Origin of the sequence: Micromonospora reichwaldensis (genome assembly GCF_031845925.1) — a bacterium.
In the GTDB taxonomy this organism is placed as follows: domain Bacteria; phylum Actinomycetota; class Actinomycetes; order Mycobacteriales; family Micromonosporaceae; genus Micromonospora; species Micromonospora reichwaldensis.
This window is the reverse complement of the sequence record NZ_JAVRFL010000007.1, coordinates 11619-26731: the sequence shown is the minus strand read 5'-3', so window position 1 is coordinate 26731 and position 15113 is coordinate 11619. Positions and strand designations below refer to the sequence as shown.

Here is a 15113-nt window from a genome sequence, read left to right as displayed (position 1 = left end):
GATGCGTACCCGTGACTTCTCCCGCGCCCCCGCGCGGGCCCAGGCCGGCGCCATGTTCTTCGGCGCCACGCGCTACCGCGGGCCGCTGGCGATCCTGCGGCTCTTCCCGGCCTGGCGCCGGATGGTCCGCGACATGCGTCGCATGTCCGGATACCGCTGGCACCGGGTGTACTGGGAGTTCCCGTTCACCCTCGGCACCGTCGCGTTCTTCACCGACCGCGAGGCTTTGATGCGCTTCGCCCGCTCCCGCCACCACCGCAAGCTGATGGTCTGGCTCACCGACGGCGACCGCAACGCCACCGCGGGCTTCATCCGGCTCTTCACCGCCGAACCCGACGGCTACTCCAACGGGCTGTGGCGGGCCGAGTCCACCGAGTTGGGGCACATCGAGACGTTCACACCGCTGGGCTCGGAGACGGTGGGACCGGCGGTGCGGCGATGACCGCCCCGCGCGGCCTGGAGCGGGTCGTCGACCGGCGCGGCCTGCGCGAGTTCCTGGCGCTCACCGACCGGCTGTACGCCGGCGAGCCGCGCTTCGTGCCGCCGTCGCGCCAGCTGGTGCGGCGCTGGTGGCGCGACGGCGTGCCGATGTACGTGCTGCGCGACGGCGGAACCGGTGCGGTCGTCGGGCGCACCACCCTGCACACCGACGCCGCCCTCGACGCCAAGCTCGGCCGCCGGTGTCAGCTCTTCGGGCTCACCGAGTTCACCGAGGCGGCGGCGCGACCGCTGTTCGAGGCGATCGTCGCCGCCGCCCGCGCCGCCGGCGACCGGGACGCGCTCTTCGGGCCGGTGGCGTTGCTGCCCAACCAGGCGGGCGGCGTCATCACCTCCGGCTACGCCGACCGGGGCTTCATCGACAGCGCCTGGAACCCGCCCCGGTACGTGACCGCCTACGAGTCGTACGGGTTCCGCCGGCGGTTCGAGTCGGACACCTGGATCTGCCCGGTCTCCGCCGCCGCCGACGACCCGCGCGGCGCCGACCAGCCCGGCATCGACCCGCGCGGCACCGACCAGCCCGGCGCCGACCCCGACGGCGCGGAGCTGCGGGTGCACCGGGGCGACGTCCGGCGCCTCGCCGAGCAGCTCGAACTGCTGCGCGGGATGCTCAACGCGTCCTTCGCCCAGCTCGGCTACTACACCGAGATCTCCGCCGCGCAGCTGCGCCGGCAGACCGACGGGCTCGCCTACCTGCTGGACGAGTCGCTGCTGCTCTACCTGACCAGGGCGGGGCAACCCGTGGCGTTCGTGCTCTGCGTGCCGGACATCAGCGAGTTCGTCGTCCGGGTGCGGGGCGACCTCAACCTGCTCCACCAGCTCCGGCTGCTGGCGGTCCGCCGCCGGTACCGGCGGGAGGCGGTGCTGATCGTCAAGGGCGTGCTGCCCGAGTACCAGGGGCGCGGATACCAGCGGCTGCTCTCCGACGCGCTGCGCCGCAACCTGCACGCCGGCGGGTACACCACGCTGCGCAGCACCTACGTCGGCCGGGACAACCCGGCCTCGGCCGCGCAGTACCGGGCGTCAGGCGGCCGGCCCCTGCACGGGTACACCTTCTACGAGAAGGCGCTGTAGACATGGACCTCGCGGCGTTCCGCGCCCTGGCGCCGCTCTGCTGGCGGGCGCCGAGCGCGCACAACACCCAGCCGTGGCGCCTCGACCATCAGCCCGATGCGGTCCGGGTGGGCTGGGAGCCGGCGCACACCCTGCCGGCGGCCGATCCGTCCGGCCGGGACCTGCGACTGTCCCTGGGCGCCTTCGTCGAGACCTGCCTGGTCGTCGCCGCCGACGCCGGGCTCCGGCTGCGCTTCGTCGCCGACCACTGTGCCGCCGACCGTCGGGCGGGCTGGCTGCGGGCGTCCCCGCACCGCTACGACACCCCGTTCGACGCGGCGCAGGTGCTCACCCGCCGCACCCACCGGGGCCGGTTCTCAGCCGGGCCGGACCCCGAGGTGGTGGCCGCCGCCGACGCCGTCGCGCGGGCGTCGGGCGGGACCGTCCGGGCCGTACCGGAGGCCGGCCGGCTGGCCCGACTGCTGCGGGCCGCCGACCGGCAGACGTACGCGGATCCCGCCGTGGTCGCCGAGCTGCGGTCCTGGCTGCGGCTCACGCCGACGCACCCGGACTACCACGCCGACGGGCTCACCGACCGGTGCCTGGGCCTGTCCGGGCGCGAGGCGACCGCGTTGCGGGCGGCGCTGGCGGCGTACCCGGTCCTGCGCCCGCTGGGCCTGCCCCGGCTCCTCGCGGCGGCGTCCGGCAACCCGCTCGCCCGCGGTGGCGCCGTGCTCGTCCTCATCGGACCGCCCGGGACGGACGACGCGACACATGTCGAATTCGGTCGGGTGCTCGCGCGCGTGTGGCTGACCCTGCACGCGGCCGGGCTGGCGGCACACCCGCTGAGCCAGCTGATCGACACGGCCGCGACCCGCGACGCCCTCGGCTCGCTGCTGGGCGTGGCGTCGGAGCGCCTGCTGCACGTGGCCCGGGTCGGTCGGCCGGTGGGCCCGGCGGCACCCTCGGCGCGCCGGCTCGGCGGCTCCGGGCAGGGCTTCCGTTGACCCCCGGCGATGGTGGCGGCACGTGCGGTGCGGGGCCCCCGGCGTGCGGGTGGCACGTGCCGGGGTCACGACGCCTGGCTGGTCGCGGGCCGCTGGAGCGCCGGCGGGCGGGCCACCGGCTCCGAGCCGGCGCGGCGGATCGGGGTGAACAGCCCGCCGACCGCGACCAGGAGACACCCCGCCCCCGCGACGACAGTGACCGCGGTGACGCCGTAGCGGCCCGCCGCCCAGGTCAGCACGGCGGCGCCGGCCGGCCCGAGCGCGTAGTGCGTGCTCCAGAACGCCGAGGTGACCCGCCCGAGCAGGTGGTCCGGCGTGATCTCCTGGCGCAGCGACATCGAGCAGATCCCGCCCACGCTGACACCGCACAGATACACCGCGGTCAGCACGGTGACGCCCCGTACGCTCCCGACGACACCGATGCCCACGATGGCGAGACCGCACACCGCGTGCGCGCCGATCCAGGTGATGCCGAAGCCACGCCTGCGGCGCAGCGGCGCCACCAGCAGCGCCCCGACGACCGTGCCCAGGGCCGCCAGCCCCAGCACCGTGCCGACCGTGCCGTCGGAGCCGCCGAGGTCGTGCTTGACGTGGTAGACGAGGACGTCGGTGAAGCCGTACGTCAGGAAGATGAAGACCGACAGCAGGACGGTCAGCGAGCGGAGCACCGGCTGCCGCCAGAGGAACCGCGCGCCGGCGAGGAACTCGGCCAGCCGGCCCTCGCGCGCCGCCGCGCCGCCGGCCGTCGCACCTTCGTCGGACCGCCGCAGCCGCACCAGCCAGAGGCCGACGGCCGACAGGGCGAAGCTGGCCGCGTTGATGGCGATGGCCGCCGTGGGGCCGAAACGGGCCGACACCACGCCGGCGAGCAACGGCCCGAGCACGGCCGCCGCCGCGTACGTCGCCTGTAGGCGACCGTTGGCCTCGGTGATCCGGGGCCGGTCGACGAGGTTGCGCACCGCCGTCACCGCGGCGACCTGGAACACCATGCCCGCCGCCTCGCAGATCGGCAGCACGACGAAGAGCAGCCAGACCTGCGGACCACCGAGCCAGGCCAGGGGGATGAGGCCGTAGAGCACCAGCCGGGCCAGGTCGGCGGTGATCATCAGTTTGCGTCTGTCGTACCGGTCGACCAGGACGCCGCCGAAGATCCCCGCGCCGACGGACGCGGCACCGGCCGCGGCCGTGAGCAGGCCCATCTGGGCGACCGACCCGGTCGCGTGGAGCACGAGCAGCGGCACCGCGATGTAGGCGAACGAGTCGCCGGCGGCGGAGAGCGACTGCGCAGCCCAGTAGGCGCCGAAGTTGCGATCGCGCCACAGGGGACGCCGAACCGGATCGGTGCGTCGGCTCATACCGGCGAGGGTAAACCGATCCATCCTGCGAGCGTTGTCCCTGGCGAGCCGGACGGGCGTCTGCCGGCCGGGAATCAGGGTGAGGTTGGCCGTGGCTGCGCCGTATGATCCTGTCCGCGGTGGGCGGCTCCCCGCGGTGCTTCCTTCTCACCCTGTCCTGGCAACTAGCGTCGCGACTCTCCGCCCACCGCCTCTACGGGGAGGGCGCGAGCATGGATCCGCTGGCGGCGGTGCTGCTGCGACGCGCCGGCCGGGTCGCGGTGGTGGGCACGGGCGCCGCCCCTGCGGACGGTGTCGCCTGGGTGGCCGCGCTCGAGGCCGATCTGGCCGGTCGTGGCTGGCTGCTCCGGGCGGACCTGCGCACGGCGGCGGCCCGGCTGCCGGCGGCGGTGCGGGTCCGGTGGGCCGACTGGCTGCTGGCGACCATCGACGAGATGGTCGGCGCGGACCGCCCGATGCTGCCGCTCTACCGCTCGTTCCCCGACACCCGGCGCGACGTCGAGGCGGTCTACGTACGGCGGCTGCTGACCCACCTGTTCGCCGTGCCCGGCGCGCCCTGCGTGCTGTGCGGCCGCGAGGAGGGTGGCGCGCCGCTGGACCCGTGCGGCCATCCCGTCTGCCCGGCGTGCTTCCCGCCGGAGCAGGTCACCGCGTGCCCGATCTGTGGCCGCCGGCTGGCGGCGGGCGACACCTATCTCCCCGTCGTCGCGCCCCCGGCCCCGGTGCGCCGCCCGCCGCGGCGAGCCGGTGCGTCGGCCGGGGACGCCGGCGAGCACACCGTCCCGGCCGCGCCGCCGCTGCCGATGCGCCTCGCCGGGCTCGAGGCCGACCCGGTCGGCGCCGCGGTCCGGCTCCGGGACGAGCTGGTCGCCCGGCCCGCCGCGCTGAGCGAGTCCGACCGGGCCGACCTCGGGGTGCTGGTGGACGCCACCGCGCCGGGCCGCCTCGACTGGTTGCCCGAGGTGGTGCCCGCGCGGGAGACCCTCGCGCTGGTCGTCGCCCGGGCGCTGCACGCCGCGACGGGCACCCCCGGTCACCGCGACGTGGTCGCCGCGGCCCGGCGGCGGTGGTCGACCGCGACGGACGTGGCGCGGACCCTGTGGGCGTACTCGGGTGGGGACCCGGGGCTGGTCCTGCCGCGGCGCGACGACGAGTCCACGGCTCCGGGCGTGGCCTGGCGTCCGGCCGACGAGTCCGCCGTCGTCGTGCCGGTCACCCGGGTGCGGGCCCTGCCCCGGCCGCTGCGGCGCGCGGCCCTCGCGCATCTCGACGCCTGCGGTGCGGCGGGCGCGGCCGAGGACCTGCGGCGGCACCCGACCGTCTGGAAGCGCCTCGGCGAGCGGCTGCACCCGTACGAGAACGTGGCCGCGTACCCGGCGGCGGCCGTCGCCTTCGCCGCGCTGCGCGGCACCCGCACGGCCCGCACGGGTGTCCTCGGCACGGCCATCGTGGCGGCCTGCGCCCGCGAGCCCCGGCGACTCGTGCCGACCGGGCACCCCGACGGCACGGTCACGGTCCGCGTGCGGACCCACGCGTCCCTGGTGGAGGAGGCCCTGACCGGCGACGACGCGGCGGAGGCCGCCCGCCTGCTCACCGAACGTCCGGGCGAGCTGTGGCGCCGGCTCGACCACCTGCTGCGGGTCGCCGGGGACGATCCGGCGGCGTACGCGGCCGTCGAGACAGCCATGCGCCGGACCGTGGCCCGGGTGGCACCCGGCGTGCTCGCCGCGGCGGCGGCTCAGCTGACCGGCCGCGACCGGACGATACGGGCGACGCCCGCCGAGCTGGCGGCGACCGCGCGGGCGCGGGCGGCGGCGCGGGCCCGCCGCTCCGCGCAGGTCGGTGCCGCCCCGGCGCTCACCGTCGGCCTGGGCGACGTCCTGCGCGCCGTCGCGCGGGGCGTGCGCGGCGCCGGCCCCGCCCTCCTGCGGGGGGCGCTCCGGCCGGGCGGCGAGGCGGCCCCTCCCGCCGAGGTGCCGCCCGGAGGCGGCACCGTCGAGGAGCCCGGCACCGTCGAGGAGTGCGGGATCGTCGGTGGCCGTCCCGGTCCCGGAATGCCCCGGCGGGTGTTCCATCCCCGCGGCAGCGTCGTGACCACCTGGACCGAGCCCGAGCGCCGCCCGCCGGTGCCCGCGCCGGCGATCACCGCGGTACGCGAACTGGTCGACGCCGAGTTGACCGCCCGCGCCGCCCGGCTCGGCCGTTTCGACGTGGCCGTCCTCGACGCCGCCCTGGCCGAGGTGCCCGCGCCGACGCGGGAGCGGGCCGCCTCGGCGCAGCTGGCGGGGTGGCCCCGGGGCAGTGTGCGGGCGCTGCCCGGCGCGGAGGTGTTGCGGTTCTTCCTGCACTGGGAGGACCCGGGCGCCACGCGGGTCGACCTCGACCTGTCCTGCGTGTTCTTCGACCGGGACTGGCAGCGGGTGGGCCACTGCGACTTCACCCGGTTGCGTTTCGCCGGCGACGGCGCGGTCCACTCCGGCGACCTCACCTCCGCCCCGGCTCCGCTCGGGGCCACCGAGTTCCTCGACCTCCACCTGGCCCGTCTCGCCGAGCGCGGCGCGCACTACGCGGTGCCGACCGTCCTCAGCTACAACGCCGTGCCGTTCGAGGCCCTCACGGAGGCGCTCGCCGGCGTCATGCTGCCCCTCCCGAGGGGCGGGCAGTTCGACGGGGCCCGGGTCGCGCAGCGGTTCGACCTGCGCGGCAACGCCCGGATGCTGCTGCCGATGGTCGTGGACCTGCGTTCCCGGCGGCTGCTCTGGACCGACCTGACCCTGACCGGCCGTGGCTACGGCCACAGCGTCGACCGCCACGGTGACCAGCTGGCCCGGGCGGCCGCCGACCAGTGGGAGCACTTCCTGGGCGGCCACCACGCCACGGTCCTCGACCTGCTGGCGTGGCACGCGGTCGGGCGCGCCGACCGGATCCTGGTCGGCCACGCGGACCGCACCTACACCGAGGTGCCGGCCGACGTGGCCGCCGTCCGCGCGGCGGCGTCGAAGGACACCGGCGGGATCCGCGTACCACCCGACCTGGCCGGCCGCACGGTCCTGGCCGGCGCCGCCGACCCCGACGCCCTCGACCGCCTGGCCCCCGCGCCCGTCCCGGTCGCGCCGGGCTCGACGGTGGTGACGGTGACGGGCACGCCCGGCCACCCGTGGACGGTGCTGCGTGCCGGCGACGTGCTGGCCGGGCTGGGCACCGGCTGAGGCGACCGATCCGCGCGGTGCGTGGGGCGGGTAGGTAGGCTCGCATCGATCTTCGCGGGAGGCCAGTCAGTGATCGAACTTCACGTCGAGCCGGAGTTGCTGGAGAAGGCGTCGCGGGTGTGCGACGACCTGCGGGACGACCTGCGGCGCGGTGTGTCCGACGTCGGAGACGAGACGCGGGCGGCGGTCTCCGGCCTGCCCGGCTGGCAGACCCGGGCGGCGCTGGAGCAGCTGCGCTGGTCGTGGTCGGACGACCTGGCCGGGTTGGAACGCCATCTGTCCCAGGTCGGCGACGCATTGCAGGGCTGCGCGATGGACTACCGCTACAGCGACGAGGCCAGCGCCGCCCGCTTCGACATCCCCGGGCGGTGACCGCGCGGTGGTGACGTACGCGGACCTGCGCGAGGCGCGCGTCGCCCCGCTGCGGGACGCCGCGCAGGCCTGGACGGACCTGTCGCGGGCCTGCGCAAAGCTGGAGGCGCGGTGCGGGGCCGAGCTGACCGGGCCGCTGCGCTCCTCGGGCTGGCAGGGGCCGGCCGCCAGCGCCGCGCTGGGCCGGCTGAGCGAGCTCGACGACGAGTTCGAGGTCGCGAGCCTGCAGACGCGGACCGCCGCGAGCGTGTTGCGGGAAGCGGCGGAGGAGTTCGGCGACCTGCAACGGCGGTTGGAGTCGGCCGTCGGCACCGCCCGATCCCTCGGACTGAGCGTGGACGAGGCCGGGCGGGTGTCCGCGCCGGCGATGGCGGCAGGGGACAGGCACGACCCGGACGCGGAGACGCTGCACCGTCGACAGGTCCGGAACGCCGCGATCCACACCGACCTCATCACGCGGATCGTCGCCGAGGCCACCGAGGCCGACAGCCGGATCGCCCGCGCCCTGACCCAGTTGAAGGCCGGCGCGCCGGGGCAGTTCGCCTGGGAGTACGACAGGGCCAACGACGGCGCCCTCGCCGCCGCCGCAGCGCTCCAGCTCAGCGCGGACAGCATCCCGGCGCCGGGCAGCAGCCCCGCCGACGTGCACGCCTGGTGGAGCGGCCTGTCCGACGACGAGCGGCAGGTCCACCTCACCGCCTACCCGGAGCGGATCGGCGCACTCGACGGGCTGCCCGCCACGGACCGCGACGCGGCGAACCAACTGGCGCTGCGTACGTTCGTCGGTGACGACGTGGGCCGGCACCGCGACCGGGACGACCCGAGGCACGCCGCCGCGCTCATGCTGCTGGACAAGCTGGAAGGCGCGGAGAACGCGGCTCCGCACGAACGGCTCTACCTGCTGTCGTTCGATCCGGCGGGTGACGGGAAGGCGGCGGCGGCGATCGGCAACCCGGACACCGCCGCTCACACCGCGGTCCTCGTTCCCGGGGTCGGCACCGAACTCGACGACATCCGTGGCCTGATCGGTCGGGCCGACGACCTGCGGGAGGCCTCGGTCGAGCTCGCCCCCGCCGGCAGCGACGTCTCCGTCGTGGCCTGGCTCGGCTACGACACCCCGTCGCTGGACCTCGACATCGTCAGCGCCGTGTCCGGCGCCAGGTCCGAGGCCGGCGCCCGCGCGCTCGACGGCTTCGTCGACGGGCTCCGCGCCTCCCACGACGACGGCCCGTCCCACGTCACCGCCATCGGTCACAGCTACGGGTCGACCGTCCTCGGCGAGGCCGCCAGCGACGGCGACGGCCTCGCCGTCGACGACATGATCGCCGTCGGCAGTCCCGGCATGCGCGTCGAGAACGCCGGCGAGTTCACCATCGACCCGAGACACGTGTGGGCCGGTGCCGCGGCCGACGACACCGTCGTCGCGCGACCGGAGGAGACGATCGGCTGGCTCGACGGCGTACCCGTCGTCGGGGAATGGTTGGTCGACGGCCTCGTCGGCATCCACGGCCCCGCCCCGCACGACCCGGAGTTCGGCGGCAACGTCCTGCACGTCGACACGTCCGGTCACAGCGGATACTGGGCGCAGAACAGTCAGATGCTGCGCTCCCAGGCGGCCGTCATCGTCGGCGACTACGAGGCAGCCGCCCTCGACCACGGCACCGCCCCGTGACCCCGCGTCACCGCACGCCCCGGTGGCACGCCGTGGCGGTGGCGGCCGTCCTGGTGCCCGCCACCGCCTGCGCGGGCGGGGGACCCGGCTCGTCGTCAGGAAAGGACGATTCGTTGCAGACCAAGGCAGCCGCCGAGGTGAGCACCCTGGCCGAGGCTCGCGCCCGGGCCGTCGCCACCACCGCCGGCGTCACGCTCGACGCCTGGCGGATGAACACCTCGCCCTGCCAGGGCCAGCGGGGCGAGATCGCCGACGACGGACGGTGGACGTTGAGCGGCTTCGCCGGACTCGCGGTCCCGCCCGCCGACCAGATCGCCACGCTGCGGCGCATCCGGGACATGTGGCGGCAGCAGGGCTACGAGATCACCGAGGACCGCACCTTCGCCGACGGCACCCGGGGCGCCGTGTCGATGCGTGACCCCGGCACCGGGATCACGATCAGCCTCACGACCACCGCGAGCCGGGACCGCGTCGCCCTGATCCTGGCGACGGGCTGCTACCGGCCCACAGCCGGGGAGGACCCGGCCAACGCCTAGGGGGAGCCGACGCGGTTCTGACGCAGGTCGCCGAGCCCCCGTTCGGCGGAGCCATTAGGTGAGGCTAACCTGGCCCTCGATCGCTGGGAGGGCGCAGCTCGTGCACACATCGTCGTTTCTCCGGGTCGCCTTCGACCCCGGGGTGCGGACCCTGAACCCCACCTGGCCGGACGTCACCGTGCCGACCGGCTGCGGCGCCCCGCCCGCCGGCCGGCCGGGCGTCCCCGTCGCGCCCGTCGGGGCCTGACGCCCGTGGCAGCCGAGAAGATCAGCGGCGGGACGGTCCTGCGCCGCGCCCTGCGCCGCCAGCGCGGCCGCGTGGTGGCCGGCACCGCACTGCTCTGCACCCACCAGGCCACCGAGGCCCTCGTCCCGGTCGCGATCGGCGTGATCATCGACCGCGCGGTCGCCACCGGGGACGTACGGGCGCTGCTGCTCTCCCTCGCCGGTCTCGCCGTCCTGTTCACCGTCCTCGCCTTCGCCTACCGCACCGGCGCCCGCCTCGGGTACGCCGCCCTGGAGCAGGAGGCCCACCTGCTGCGCGTCGAGATCGCCCGCAGCGCCCTCGACCCGCGCGGGAGCCGCTCCGGCATGCGCGACGGCGAGCTGCTCTCCGTCACCGCCTCCGACGCCGAGTTGACCGCGCTCGTCGTACGGGTCGCGGGGCTCTGCGCCGCCGCGCTCACCGCCATCGCGGTCTCCGCCGTCGCGCTGCTCGTCGTCGACGTCCCCCTCGGGCTGGGCGTGCTCGTCGGCGTGCCGCTGGTGGTCGTCGCCCTGCAACGGATGGCGCCGCTGCTCAGCCGGCGCAGCGCCGCGCAGCAGGAGGCCCTCGCCGCCACGACCTCGCTCGCCGTCGACCTCGTCACCGGCCTGCGCGTGCTGCGCGGCATCGGCGCGCAGGACCACGCCGCCCGCCGGTACGCGGCCGCCAGCCGCCACGCCCTCGACGTCACCCTGCGCGCCGCCACCACCAAGGGCCTGCACCTCGGGCTCACCACCACCGTCAACGGCCTCTTCCTCGCGGCGGTCGCCGGGGTCGCCGGCTGGCTCGCGATCCAGGGCCGGCTCACCGTCGGCGAACTCGTCGCCGTCGTCGGGCTGGCCCAGTTCGTCGCCGAGCCCGTGCAGACGCTGGGCTGGTCCGTGCAACTGTTCGCCATGGCCCGCGCCAGCGCCGGGCGGGTCGCCCGGGTCCTCGGCGCCGAGCCGCTCACCCGGCCGGGTACCGCCGGGCCACCCGCCCCGGACCCGGCGCGGCTCACCCTCGACGCGGTCGGGTACGCCGGACTCGACGGGCTGTGCCTGCGGGTCGGCGCCGGTGAGGTCCTGGGTGTGCTCGCCCACGACCCGAGCGAGGCCGAGGCGCTGGTGACGCTGCTGTCCGGACGCGTACCCCGGGAGGACTACCGGGGCACGCTGTACGTCGACGGTGTGCCCGCCGAGGACCTGCACGTCGACGCCGTACGCGGCATCCTCCTGGTCGAGCAGCACGACGTGGCGTTGTTCGAGGGGACGCTGCGCGCCAACCTCGCCGCCGGCGCCGACGCCGACGAGGCGGTCCTACGCGCCGCCGTACGCGCCGCGGCGGCCGAGGACGTGCTCGCCGCGCACCCGCACGGCCTCGACCGGCTGCTCACCGAGCGGGGCGCCAACCTCTCCGGCGGGCAGCGGCAGCGGATCGGGCTGGCCAGGGCGCTCGTCGCCGACCCGCCGGTGCTGGTGCTGCACAACCCCACCACGGCGGTCGACGCGGTGACCGAGGCGCTGCTCGCCGAGGGGCTGACCTCGGCCCGCGCGGCGGCGGCCCGCGGCACGGTGCTGATCACCAACAGCCCGGTCCTGCTGCGCAGCACGCACCGGGTGGTCGTGCTCGACCGCGGGCGGGTCGTCGCCGAGGGCCCGCACGAGCACCTGCTCGCCAGCGACGCCCGCTACCGGGAGGAGGTCCTGCGATGACCGACGAGTCGAGCACGCCCGGCGTGCGGAGCAGGCGGCTGCTGCCCACGGCCACCGGGCGGCAGACCTGGGCCGCCCTCCGGGTCGAGTTCGCCCGGCTGCCCGGGCTCAGTGCCGCCGCCGGCACGTTGCTGGTCGCCGCGGCGGCGACCGGGCTGGTCGCACCCTGGGTGCTCGGCCGCCTCGTCGACGACGTCATCGCCGGGTCCGACACGCCCCGCATCGTGGCCTGGGCGGGGGTGATCGCGGGCGCCGCGGTGCTCGCCGGAGTCCTCACCGCGGTCGGCGCCGCGCTCACCGCACGCCTCGGCGAGACCGTGCTGGCGCGGCTGCGGGAGCGGGTCCTCGACCGTGCCCTGCACCTGCCGTCGGCCACGCTGGAGCGGGCCGGCACCGGGGACCTGGTGGCCCGCGCCGGCGACGACGTGGCCGTGGTGACGAACGTGATCGCCACCAGCGGACCCGCCTTCCTCGGCGCGCTGCTGTCCATCGTGCTGACCGCGGTGGGGCTCTTCGCCCTCGACTGGCGGCTCGGCCTCGCCGGGCTGGCCGCCGCCCCCGCCTACGCGTTGGCGCTGTACTGGTACCTGAAGCGGTCCGTCCCGTACTACGCGCGCGAGCGGGTGGCGACCGGCGAGCGGGCACAGGCCATGGCGGGGGCGCTGCGCGGCGCGGCGACCGTGCGCGCGTACCGGATGGAGGACGCACACGTCGGTCGGATCGCCGATCGCTCCGCCACGGCCCGCGACCTGTCGTTGGAGATCTTCGGCCTGCACACCCGGTTCGGGCTGCGGATCAACCGGTCCGAGTTCGTGGGGCTCGCCGCCGTGCTGCTCGCCGGTTTCCTGCTGGTCCGCGACGACCTGGCGACCGTGGGGGCGGCGACCACCGCCGCCCTCTACTTCCACCGCCTCTTCAACCCGATCGGTCTGCTGCTGCTCCAGTCCGACTCCGTGCTCCAGGCCGGGGCGAGCCTCGCCCGGCTCGTCGGCGTCACCGCGCTGCCCGACACCGCCGCGCCCGACGGCTCCGGGCCCGCCCGTGCGCAACGGCCCGGGACGGCAGGGCCGGGCACGCGCGAACCCGCGGCGCTGGAGGTGCTCGTCGACCGGCACTGCTACGACGACGGACCGGTCGTGCTGCGGGACGTCGCCCTTCGTCTCGCACCGGGGGAACGCGTCGCCCTCGTCGGCGCGAGCGGCGCGGGCAAGAGCACGCTCGCCGGTGTCGCCGCCGGAATCATCGCGCCCACCAGCGGCTCGGTCCGCCTGCGCGGCGTGCCGCTGACCGACCTGGACGAGCACCGCGTCCGGCGCGAGATCGCGCTGATCAGCCAGGAGGTGCACGTCTTCGCCGGGACGCTCGGCGACGACCTGCGCCTCGCCGACCCGGACGCCACCGACGCCGAGATCACCGCCGCGCTCGAGCTCGTGGGCGTCGCCGACTGGCTCCGTACCCTGCCCGACGGTCTCGACACGTGCGTGGGGGAGGGCGGGCGGCACGTCACCGCCGCCCAGGCCCAACAGCTCGCCCTGGCCCGCCTCGTCCTCGCCGATCCGGCCGTCGCGGTCCTCGACGAGGCCACCGCGGAGGCCGGCAGCGCGGGCGCGCGTGACCTCGACCGCGCCGCCACGGCGGCCACCGAGGGCCGTACCACGCTGATCGTCGCCCACCGCCTCAGCCAGGCGGCCACCGCGGACCGCGTCGTCGTCCTGGAGCACGGGCGCGTCGTCGAGCACGGCACGCACGAGCAGTTGCTGGCGGCCGGGGGCGGGTACAGCCGGCTGTGGCGGTCCTGGAGCACGCCCGATCCCGTCCTCCCCAGGGGGCGCGAGGGCGAGGAGGCGGCCGCCGCTCGTCGTTGACCGGCCGCGCGTCGGCGCGGGTCGCCGGCGACGGCCCCGGGTGACGTCGCCCGCCCCGGCAGGGCAGGATGGGGTACGTGCACATCGAGCCGGTCGACGCCGCGCCCGAGCAGGGGTTCCGGTGGGGGATCCTGCGGCAGCGCTGGGACGACCTGACCTTCCTGCACTGGGCGGTCGCGCCGGAGCTCGTCGCGCCATTGCTGCCAGAGGGAACCCGCCCCGACACCCTCGACGGGGTCAGCTACGTCGGTCTGATCGGCTTCCGGATGGTGGGGCTGGGCCTCGGCCGAGGGCCGGGGGTCCCGTACTTCGGCAGCTTCTGGGAGACCAACGTCCGGCTCTACTCGGTGGACGACGCCGGTCGGCGCGCGGTGGTGTTCCGTTCACTCGACGCGTCGCGGCTGGTCCCGGTGCTGGTCGCCCGGGTGACCCTGGGGCTGCCGTACATGTGGTCGGCGATGCGGCTCGACCGGGAGGGTGACCGCCGCACCTACCGGTGCCGGCGCCGCTGGCCCGGCCCGGTGGGCGCGACGAGCCGCATGGTGGTGCGGGTGGGGGAGCCGGTCGCCGAGCCGACCCCGCTGGAGCACTTCGTCACCGCCCGCTGGGGACTGCACACCCGGGCGTACGGGCGGACGCTGCACCTGCCGAACTGGCATCCCCGCTGGCCGCTGCACCGGGCGGAGCTGTTGCACCTGGACGACGAACTGGTCGCGGCCGCCGGGCTGCCGCCGCCCGCCGGGGCACCGGTGAGCGTGCTGTATTCCCCCGGCGTCCCGGTCCGGTTCGGCCCGCCGGTCGCGCGGGGCCTGACCCGGGCTGCCCAAGTCAGGCAGTCATCCTGAACCGCTGACCTTCGGCTGCTGATGGTCGGTCAGCCGGAACCCGACGCCGCGCACCGCGTCGATGGCCACCCCGGTGCCGAGTTCGTGGAGCTTGCGACGCAGCCGCTTCACGAGGGACTGCACGTCCGCCCTGCGTTCCCGGCCCTCGTCACGCCAGACCGAGCGGTGCAGCTCGGCGTAGCTCCACACCCGGATCGGCTCGGTGGTCAGGCAGGCCAGCAGGTCGTGCTCGAGGCGCGTCAGACCGATCTCGCGGCCCCGGCTGCGGGCCGTCGACCGGGCCGAGTCGATCAGCAGCGCGTCCTCGTCGGCGGTCGGCGGGCGCGCGGACGGCGCCGGCGCGGGCCCCGGCGGGGCCGCGATCAGCCGGCGCAGCTCGTCGAGGTCGGAAACCAGCAGCAGCGGCGCGACCCCGTCGAGCCGTTCCGCGAGTCGTATCCGCTCGGCCGCCGACGGCGTCACCGCGATCACCAGCGGAAATGGTTCGTCGGCCGGATCTGGTCCGCCCGGCGCAGTGCTTTCGTCGCGTGCCCCCACAGCACCCACCCGGAAACTATGGACAGCCTCTGCCCATCTTCGTCATGACCGTGACAGTCATTGGCAAGCTCCCCATTCGCCGGCCAACGGCTAGTGCCAAATTGCTTACGGCAAGTTCTTGATCGTCCATTCTTGTCGATCATAGTGTCCAGACGGGCAGCCGGCGTGACCCGCGCGGTGCCTTGGGGGGCATGGAGGGGCCGGA

12 protein-coding genes are annotated in these 15113 nt (G+C 75.9%); 10 read left to right on the top strand and 2 right to left on the bottom strand.

Annotated features, from left to right (window positions below; translation table 11 throughout):
* Position 1 precedes the first annotated feature (1 nt).
* The 3 genes from RM555_RS07670 to RM555_RS07660 are packed head-to-tail and all read left to right on the top strand — an operon-like array spanning position 2 to position 2558.
* The gene (locus tag RM555_RS07670) at positions 2–442 is read left to right on the top strand and encodes a DUF4188 domain-containing protein (RefSeq protein WP_132239827.1); all 441 of its coding nucleotides are present in this window, start codon (positions 2–4) and stop codon (positions 440–442) included.
* Positions 439–1572, top strand: a complete 1134-nt coding sequence (locus tag RM555_RS07665; RefSeq protein ID WP_311411057.1) for a hypothetical protein — start codon at positions 439–441, stop codon at positions 1570–1572. The genes RM555_RS07670 and RM555_RS07665 overlap by 4 nt, the downstream gene beginning before the upstream one ends.
* A gap of 2 nt (positions 1573–1574) precedes the next feature.
* Complete coding sequence (locus RM555_RS07660; protein ID WP_311411056.1) at positions 1575–2558, top strand: nitroreductase family protein; 984 nt, start codon at positions 1575–1577, stop codon at positions 2556–2558.
* A 65-nt stretch (positions 2559–2623) separates the two neighbouring features.
* Here the strand turns inward: RM555_RS07660 and RM555_RS07655 are convergent, their stop codons facing one another.
* Entirely contained in the window at positions 2624–3913 is a 1290-nt protein-coding gene (locus RM555_RS07655; RefSeq protein WP_311411055.1) for an MFS transporter, read from the bottom strand.
* A 119-nt stretch (positions 3914–4032) separates the two neighbouring features.
* On the opposite strand from RM555_RS07655, the gene RM555_RS07650 reads away from it, so the two are divergent.
* The 7 genes from RM555_RS07650 (at position 4033) to RM555_RS07620 (ending at position 14371) form a co-directional block, all read left to right on the top strand.
* On the top strand, positions 4033–7122 hold the full coding sequence (locus RM555_RS07650; protein WP_311411054.1) for an MXAN_6230/SCO0854 family RING domain-containing protein: 3090 nt from the start codon (positions 4033–4035) through the stop codon (positions 7120–7122).
* Positions 7123–7191: 69 nt separating this feature from the next.
* Entirely contained in the window at positions 7192–7494 is a 303-nt protein-coding gene (locus tag RM555_RS07645) for a WXG100 family type VII secretion target (protein WP_311411053.1), read from the top strand.
* 7 nt (positions 7495–7501) lie between these two features.
* Positions 7502–9166 (top strand): alpha/beta hydrolase, encoded by a 1665-nt coding sequence (locus tag RM555_RS07640; protein WP_311411052.1) that lies wholly within the window; start codon positions 7502–7504, stop codon positions 9164–9166.
* A gap of 113 nt (positions 9167–9279) precedes the next feature.
* Entirely contained in the window at positions 9280–9702 is a 423-nt protein-coding gene (locus RM555_RS07635; RefSeq protein ID WP_311411051.1) for a hypothetical protein, read from the top strand.
* A gap of 252 nt (positions 9703–9954) precedes the next feature.
* Entirely contained in the window at positions 9955–11661 is a 1707-nt protein-coding gene (locus RM555_RS07630) for an ABC transporter ATP-binding protein (protein ID WP_311411050.1), read from the top strand.
* Positions 11658–13526, top strand: a complete 1869-nt coding sequence (locus RM555_RS07625) for an ABC transporter ATP-binding protein (protein WP_311411049.1) — start codon at positions 11658–11660, stop codon at positions 13524–13526. The genes RM555_RS07630 and RM555_RS07625 overlap by 4 nt, the downstream gene beginning before the upstream one ends.
* Positions 13527–13603: 77 nt before the next feature.
* Complete coding sequence (locus RM555_RS07620) at positions 13604–14371, top strand: YqjF family protein (RefSeq protein ID WP_311411048.1); 768 nt, start codon at positions 13604–13606, stop codon at positions 14369–14371.
* On the opposite strand, the gene RM555_RS07615 is transcribed toward RM555_RS07620, so the two are convergent.
* Positions 14363–14842, bottom strand: a complete 480-nt coding sequence (locus tag RM555_RS07615) for a winged helix-turn-helix domain-containing protein (protein WP_311411047.1) — start codon at positions 14840–14842, stop codon at positions 14363–14365. The genes RM555_RS07620 and RM555_RS07615 overlap by 9 nt on opposite strands.
* Positions 14843–15113: the final 271 nt, after the last annotated feature.